The sequence below is a fragment of the Leptospira fletcheri genome (genome assembly GCF_004769195.1).
Taxonomy (GTDB): domain Bacteria; phylum Spirochaetota; class Leptospiria; order Leptospirales; family Leptospiraceae; genus Leptospira_B; species Leptospira_B fletcheri.
Genome location: NZ_RQET01000008.1, coordinates 262,880 through 269,582 on the forward strand (window position 1 = coordinate 262,880; position 6,703 = coordinate 269,582).

General features: G+C 47.4%; 6 protein-coding genes. 2 read left to right on the forward strand and 4 right to left on the reverse strand.

What is annotated here, in order from left to right:
• Nucleotides 1-112: 112 nt before the first annotated feature.
• The 3 genes from EHO60_RS12090 to EHO60_RS12100 all read right to left on the reverse strand — a co-directional run bounded on the left by EHO60_RS12090 (nt 113) and on the right by EHO60_RS12100 (nt 3,227).
• The gene (locus tag EHO60_RS12090) at nt 113-1,531 is read right to left on the reverse strand and encodes an SBBP repeat-containing protein (RefSeq protein ID WP_246028287.1); all 1,419 of its coding nucleotides are present in this window, start codon (nt 1,529-1,531) and stop codon (nt 113-115) included.
• Nucleotides 1,532-1,686: 155 nt separating this feature from the next.
• Nucleotides 1,687-2,163 (reverse strand): SRPBCC family protein, encoded by a 477-nt coding sequence (locus tag EHO60_RS12095; protein WP_135768443.1) that lies wholly within the window; start codon nt 2,161-2,163, stop codon nt 1,687-1,689.
• A gap of 197 nt (nt 2,164-2,360) precedes the next feature.
• The gene (locus EHO60_RS12100; RefSeq protein WP_135768444.1) at nt 2,361-3,227 is read right to left on the reverse strand and encodes an alpha/beta hydrolase family protein; all 867 of its coding nucleotides are present in this window, start codon (nt 3,225-3,227) and stop codon (nt 2,361-2,363) included.
• Between the two features lie 58 nt (nt 3,228-3,285).
• Between EHO60_RS12100 and EHO60_RS12105 the strand changes: the two genes are divergently transcribed.
• Nucleotides 3,286-3,864, forward strand: a complete 579-nt coding sequence (locus EHO60_RS12105) for a class I SAM-dependent methyltransferase (RefSeq protein WP_135768445.1) — start codon at nt 3,286-3,288, stop codon at nt 3,862-3,864.
• A gap of 39 nt (nt 3,865-3,903) precedes the next feature.
• Here EHO60_RS12105 and EHO60_RS12110 read toward each other — a convergent pair whose 3' ends face one another.
• Nucleotides 3,904-5,010 (reverse strand): NHL repeat-containing protein, encoded by a 1,107-nt coding sequence (locus EHO60_RS12110; protein ID WP_246028288.1) that lies wholly within the window; start codon nt 5,008-5,010, stop codon nt 3,904-3,906.
• A 716-nt stretch (nt 5,011-5,726) separates the two neighbouring features.
• Here EHO60_RS12110 and EHO60_RS12115 point away from each other — a divergent pair.
• Nucleotides 5,727-6,563 carry a class I SAM-dependent methyltransferase gene (locus tag EHO60_RS12115; RefSeq protein ID WP_246028289.1) on the forward strand — a complete coding sequence of 279 codons (837 nt, stop codon included), beginning with the start codon at nt 5,727-5,729 and terminating at the stop codon, nt 6,561-6,563.
• Nucleotides 6,564-6,703 lie beyond the last annotated feature (140 nt).

The following is a 6,703-nucleotide window of genomic DNA, read 5'->3' on the forward strand; positions in this document are numbered from 1 at the left end:
TTCGGAATTCGGAGCGGTTGCCAAGCGAAACGACCGAATTTCGAAAAGAATCCAACATCCTCCGTTTTTAGCTCGATAAGGGACCGGCACGATCCCGTACGGAAAAAATAAATTAATTTTTTATAATATATAAAGCGCTCGTTCCGACAAGGGTCTGCCCGTTCAGGCTGCCTGAGGTGTATCCCGTCTTGTACATGTTATCATAGTAATCGGAAGCGATTCCCGAAGCGGTGGTGCTGGCAGCCGAGGCCCCCGTTTGTTGCGTGGATTGTTTTACTCCATTCGAGTCGTATTTCGTCACGTAGATATCCTGAGTTCCGGTCAGGGTATTCCCGTCCAAACCTCCTCCCGTATATCCTGTTATGAAAACGTCGTTAAAGGAATCGTATGTGATTCCCAATCCGTACGTAAAAGTTCCTCCGGTACCTAAAAGACGCGTCCATTGTTTTGTGCCTTGGTTGTCGTATTTCACGACAAAGAAAGCGAAGGTACCGGTAAGAGTCTGACCGTCCAGGTTTCCGTTCGTATTTCCCGTCGCATAGATATTCCCAAACATATCGGTAGTTAATCCGTTTCCGACTTCGGAAGCGGCCGATAACCCCAATTGGCGTGTCCATTGTTTGTTCCCGTTCGAATCGTATTTGACCACGATCAGATCCTGAGCTCCGGCCAGGACGTTTCCGTCCAAATTTCCGGTCGTATAACCTGTCACGTAAACCGAATTAGAGGAATCTAAAGTAATTGCATCCGATTGCGTATGTGCCCCCGAGACTCCCAGGGTGCGTGTCCACAATCTGACTCCGTTCGGGTCGTATTTCGTAAGAAATAAGTCGTACAATCCGACAAGTACGTTTCCGTCCAGGTTCCCGTTCGTGTAGCCCGTCACGTAAACAAAGTTGAGGGGATCCGTCGTGATTCCCATTGGAAGCGCGGCGCTTCCGGACGGTCCTAAAAGACGGGTCCAAAGTTTATTTCCGTTCGTATCGTATTTCGTAAGGAACAAATCCGTGGTGCCCGAAAAAGCCTGCCCGTCCAAGCTCACACTTGTGGAACCCAAAATGTACACGTTTTGGAGAGAATCGGAAGCGGTTCCGTTCATACTCAAGCTGGACCCCCCAACCCCCAACGTTCTCGTCCATTGTTTGTTTCCGTTCGTATCGTATTTGACTACGAACGCGTCTTGAGAACCGATCAGGGCGTTTCCGTCCAGACTCCCCGTCGTATTTCCGGCAGCATAAACGTTTCCCGAACTATCGGCAGTCACTCCTGCGGATTGGGTGGAAGCGCCGGCTGCCCCCAAGAGGCGGGTCCAAGGAGTCGTCGGCAGAGGAGATTTCAGATATCCGCAAAAGGAAGAACCTCTCCGAGAATTGAGACCTTGGAAAAAGGAAGCCGTAAAGACATCGGAATTGTCGCAGTTTCCGGATTCCGTCTTCAAGCAGTTCAGAAAAACCAACGATAGGAAACAAAGGGAATAAGCAAATTTGGGAATTCTCATCGGAAATTTGTATCTTGCACTTTCTTTTTTCATTAACCGACAACCAACAATTTTTTTCCAAAAAATGGCCCTAAATTTATCTCAGAGCGGAAAATCGGAAGGATTTTCCTTCGTATTGCGTCCATCAAAAGTAGCACAAGAAACGATAAGACAGACGGAAAAGAGAGATAGTACAACGTAAGGCGTTTTCATTCTTCCTCTCCCAAGAAGAGAGCCAATCGATCCAAATGCGCTTCTGTTCCGTTCTTTCTGGAAACGTTTCCTTCATTCCCAGGAGTTCCATCCAGAAACGCGACCTGTTCGGTAAACGTAAGACGAGTCCTTCCTCCGGACAAACCTTCGATTTCCACCGAGGCAAGCGAAACGGAATGGATCGCGTCGTTTAGATGCATATCGTATACGAATACGATCCTTTGGTCCGGAAGAATGCTGTGAAAACGCGCCGTATAAACCGTTTTTAGGCGATCCCCAAAACGACCTTGCAGAACTTCGTTTCCCCCTACTCGAAAATCCAGTTCCCTTTTGACCTGAACCCAATCTTTCGGTCCGATAAACCATTTCGATTTCGAAGAAAGGGAGCCCCAGGCGGAAAAAACCGAATTCGGAGCGGCCTTGTAGATCTTTTCTATACTGAACGATTCGTGCGCGATTTTTAGCGGATCCATTTTATGTTCTCCTCTTGTCCGGCGTCCATCAGCGATGCGGCGTATCCGCAAGGAGTTCCGACTCCTGCGAAATTCTTAAGTAATGCCTTAAGTTTTCTAAAACGGAACAATAGTCAAGTATTTACTTAACTATAAAGCAAACGATTTTCCTGCCATCCGAACCGGAAAGGGAAAAGTAGAATCGATCCTTCGTCGGATTAAGTCAGTTTTTCGTCCAAGAATCTCAGAATTTCCCCCGGTAAACTGCGATGGAATTCTTCTCGATCGAATCCGTCCGGATCTACGGAGGGTAGAAAATTACGATTCTTTAAAGCGGGAGGGAAAGGACTTAAAAAGGAAAAATGACCTGCGTTGGGAACCGTCCGGAGCAGAACCTGGGATCGATCCGGAACTCCGTTCAATACTATATCCGAATTCCACCCGGGAGTAATGGGATCGTGTTCCGCGGCAAACAAAAGAATCGGGATCGTCACCTTACTCAAAGAGTTCAAAAACCAACCTGCTCCCGGAGCCATGAGCACGATCGCCCGGAGTCTGGAATCGGTAGGAGTTTCGACTTTTTCCCCTTCTTTCGTCCAAGGAACTCCGCCGGCAAGGGCTAAGGCGGTATATCCGCCCATAGAATGTCCGATCATCGCAATGCGATCGGTTCGAACGCTTTTTCCGAAACGTTCCGAGGAAAGGAGTCCGTCTATCGTCATGCTGACGTGTTTGGGGCGATTGATCAAATTCGCTCGAGTGTTTTCCAATTCGTTGTTGTTGCGATTATTTCCGTAATGTTCCAGCATCGCGACGATCATACCGTTCTTCGCTAAATGGGTGCTGATGGTTCTGTACAGAAGATGAGAGCCTCCGTTCCCGTGCGAAATCACGATCAAAGGGAATCGCCCCTCGGAAAGATCCGCATTCGAACTGACGTCCATTATGTACGGACCGAAGGACGTCGGAACGGAGGGAGTTTCCGTGGGGTACTGTACTAAAACGGGAAAGGAAATCCCTAGCTCCGGATCCTCGATCCTCAATTCCACACTGCCGATAAAAAACGTCTTCGTATTACGATCCATACAACTTTAGGATCTGACATCCGATTGACATTCGAGTTCAAGAACTTTTCCTAAGAGAATGAAGGTTCGAGACAGCGGGATGCCGGAATACTCTTATTGGGAGAGTTTATTCGACGTAGAGTTGGTACTGGATAGAATGGAAATCGGTTCCGACATCGGGACGTTCGTCGAATTCGGATCCGGTTACGGGACCTTTACGATCCCGGTCGCGAAGCGGATTTCCGGTAAGATCATCGCATTCGACATCGAACCTGAAATGATTTCCATGGCGGGATCGAGAGTTCTGCAAGCCGGTCTGACCAACGTGGAAATCATACGACGCGATTTGATCAGCGAAGGAACCGGCCTCGTAGATCTCTCCGTCGATTATACGGCTCTGTTTAACATCCTTCACCATGAGTCTCCCGAAGAGATCCTTGCGGAAACGTTTCGAATCCTAAAGCCGGGAGGAAAAGCGGGAATCATTCATTGGAATTTCGATCCTAAAACTCCCAGGGGTCCGAGCCTGGACATGCGTCCCAAGCCGGATCAGATCAAACTATGGGCGGAAGAAAGCGGATTCGAAATCCTGGAACCGACCGTAAGGAGCCTTCCTCCTTGGCATTACGGAATTCTAGCTCGCAAAAGAAGCGCTTGATTCCGGTAGAAATACCGAAAGAGAAATCCGCCCGATCTTTTATGGAAAATACGTGATGCGATTGAAGTTGATGTCGGCAACCCAAACCTGGCCACAAGGCGTAACGGTCACATCGAAGGGGTTGTTGAATGTGGATGCAGAGACGGTAAGATTCGCATTGAAAGAGGCATAGTCAGGTTCTCCCAAAACATTGTCCGCATTCATCCCGTTGCTAAAGGGAGCGGAATAATGAGTAACTCTTCTGTAGGAATTGTCGGTGACCCAAACATTCCCTTTGGAATCGAAGGAAAGTCCGCTCGGAGCCCAAAGAGTATTCTGGCCGGTGACACCGTTCATGGTAGAAGTGAAATTCGGCGCACCGATTACGAGATTCGCATTCATTCCGTTGGTGAAAGGGGGAGAATAGCGCAACACTCTAGAAGAAATATTATCCGTAATCCAGACATTTCCGCTCGAGTCGACTCTGACGGCATTCGGTCCTCCTAAATTCGAAGCGCTTGGGGTTCCCGTGGCACCAGTCGTAAAGTTGGGCTGTCCCAGTACGAGATCTGCCGACATCCCGTTAGAGAAAGGAGCGGAAAAATGGAGAGCGCGAAAGTTCGCGTAATCGATCACCCAAATCCCTCCTGCATTGTCCACGCCCACGCCGGACGGAGTGTACAAAAGAGAACTCGTGGTGCCGGTAGTTCCCGTAACGCCGATGATTGCGTCCGCACTTCCTCCTGTCGAAACTCCTTTCGGAAAATGAAGTACCCTTTCGTTGGAAGTATCCACGACCCAAAGTCCGCCGGAGGAATCCAACGCAAGACCGCTAGGACTTTGAAATTGATTCAATGCAGTGCCAGCGGTTCCTCCTAGAATAATATCCGCAGATCCGCCGGATGCGACTCCCGCAGGAAAATGTAAGACTCTTGCATTGGAGCTATCTGCCACCCAGATTCCTCCGCTGGAATCCGAAATGATCCCCTGCACAGAATGAAGCCGATTTGTAGCGGAGCCGGAGGTGCTACTCACAAAATCCGATTGTCCTAACACCCGGGTCGCGCCTTCTCCCAAAGAAAGGGTGGGACTCGAGGTGCAGGCAGCGGAGGACGACGGGTTGTTTTCCAGAAGAATGGAAAGCAAAAATCCAGTTCCATGGCTCATATCCATTTTTAAAGGCAGGGCACGATTGCATGAAAAGAGGAAAGGCAGCAGCAGAATCGAAATAACAACTCGAAATCTATGCCATTTTTTCCCGAAACTCTTTAGAATTTCGTAATTGAGATTAGAAATCATTTCCTTCATACCTTCAGATACGGAGCACCTTTGTATTTTAACAATCGGAAGGAAAAAAATTGAGTAAAATTTAAAAATTGAGACTGAAAATCCGTGAAACTCGAAGCTCTCAGGGGACTTCGGCTACTTTTTGTCGTTTTTACCCGAGACTTTCGGAAAATATGGGCTTACCAGCCTCTTTTTTCTCCAGACTCCTCTACAAAAGAATCTAGTTTCAGCTATTGTAATATACTCGCTTACAATTTTCGCGGAAAAAATGGGAGAAACGTCTTGTCCTCCCACTTTTTCCGACGCACGTACGATTTGCGTACGATGCAAGAATGCGGCTCTCATCCCGACAGCTCAGATAACTTATATTTCACTTATATTTTAACGCAAAATTCACGACGTCTTGTCAGTTTTGTCCGGTTTTCCCGTTGCAACTTATTCTCGATTGAATAAGTTAGCACTTAAAAAAATACAGCTGAAGCTCGGTTAAAACTTTTATGATTTGGGACAACAGGAAATCACTTTCGGAAATTGTAATAAATCCAGGATCTAGATTACGTTCTAATTGCTATTTGTGCGGAAATGACGGCAAAAAAATGGTGTTTCTAGAAAATCTCATCCCCATTGTCGAGTGTCACAATTGCGGGCATGTTTACTCCACGTACCTCCAGAAGGAGCATTATGATGAATACTGGGGAGGGGACAGCAAAGAATACGATTTGCGCTGGTGGGACAACGCTCACCGGGAAATATACCAGGACTTCTGTGATCAATTCCTGCATTCTCCGAACGGAAGAATCCTGGATGTGGGTTGCGGTCTCGGCTTTTTTATCCGTAAAATAGAACAAGAAAGGCCCGGATGGAAAGCGGTAGGCTACGAAATTTCGGAAGAAGCGGTTCGATTTGCCAGAGAAAAAAACCATCTTACGAACGTATTCTCCGGTGTGGTCCAGGAAAGCGACCTACCCGAGGAAAGTTTCGATATCATTACACTCTGGGATGTTATCGAACACATTCCAAACCCCCAAAGTCTGCTAGAATATCTGCATTCTCTGCTCAAACCCGGAGGGTTCATTTTCATCGAAACTCCGAATTTTCCGTTACAATTGATCAAAGCAAGGTTGAAGGTTTTTCTTTTAGGCAGGAATCCGAAAGCTCATTACCTCGAAGCCAAGGATCACATCAATAATTACAAAGAAAAAACACTGACCCTTTTGGCCAAAAACTGCGGATTTTCCGATGTCACCTTTACCATGTTGAGGCCCATCTCCTTTGTCTCAGGAAATCCGTCCCAATTGGGCGTGATCGCCAAGAAATGCATCTATTACGTGTCCAGGTTCGTCCATTTCATTTCATTCAAAAAATGGAATATAAATCTTACCCTATTCGCCGTCGCATCGAAAGGCGGTACTCGATTCGAGGTTAAGAAATAGAAACGTCTGTAGAGAAATCCCGTGGAAGTCGCGGGTTTCTCAAGATATAGCTCCTGCCCTGATCGCTGTCCGAAAAAACTGCAATCTCTGGAATCAACTGCGCTGAATTCTTAAGGAGCTAAGGTACCATTCGAATGCTC

Coding starts and splice junctions, on each gene's coding strand:
- EHO60_RS12105 (WP_135768445.1), top strand. CDS start 3,286: ATGAAGGTTCGAGACAGCGGGATGCCGGAATACTCTTATTGGGAGAGT.
- EHO60_RS12095 (WP_135768443.1), bottom strand. CDS start 2,163: ATGGATCCGCTAAAAATCGCGCACGAATCGTTCAGTATAGAAAAGATC.
- EHO60_RS12100 (WP_135768444.1), bottom strand. CDS start 3,227: ATGGATCGTAATACGAAGACGTTTTTTATCGGCAGTGTGGAATTGAGG.
- EHO60_RS12115 (WP_246028289.1), top strand. CDS start 5,727: ATGGTGTTTCTAGAAAATCTCATCCCCATTGTCGAGTGTCACAATTGC.
- EHO60_RS12090 (WP_246028287.1), bottom strand. CDS start 1,531: ATGAAAAAAGAAAGTGCAAGATACAAATTTCCGATGAGAATTCCCAAA.
- EHO60_RS12110 (WP_246028288.1), bottom strand. CDS start 5,010: ATGAGCCATGGAACTGGATTTTTGCTTTCCATTCTTCTGGAAAACAAC.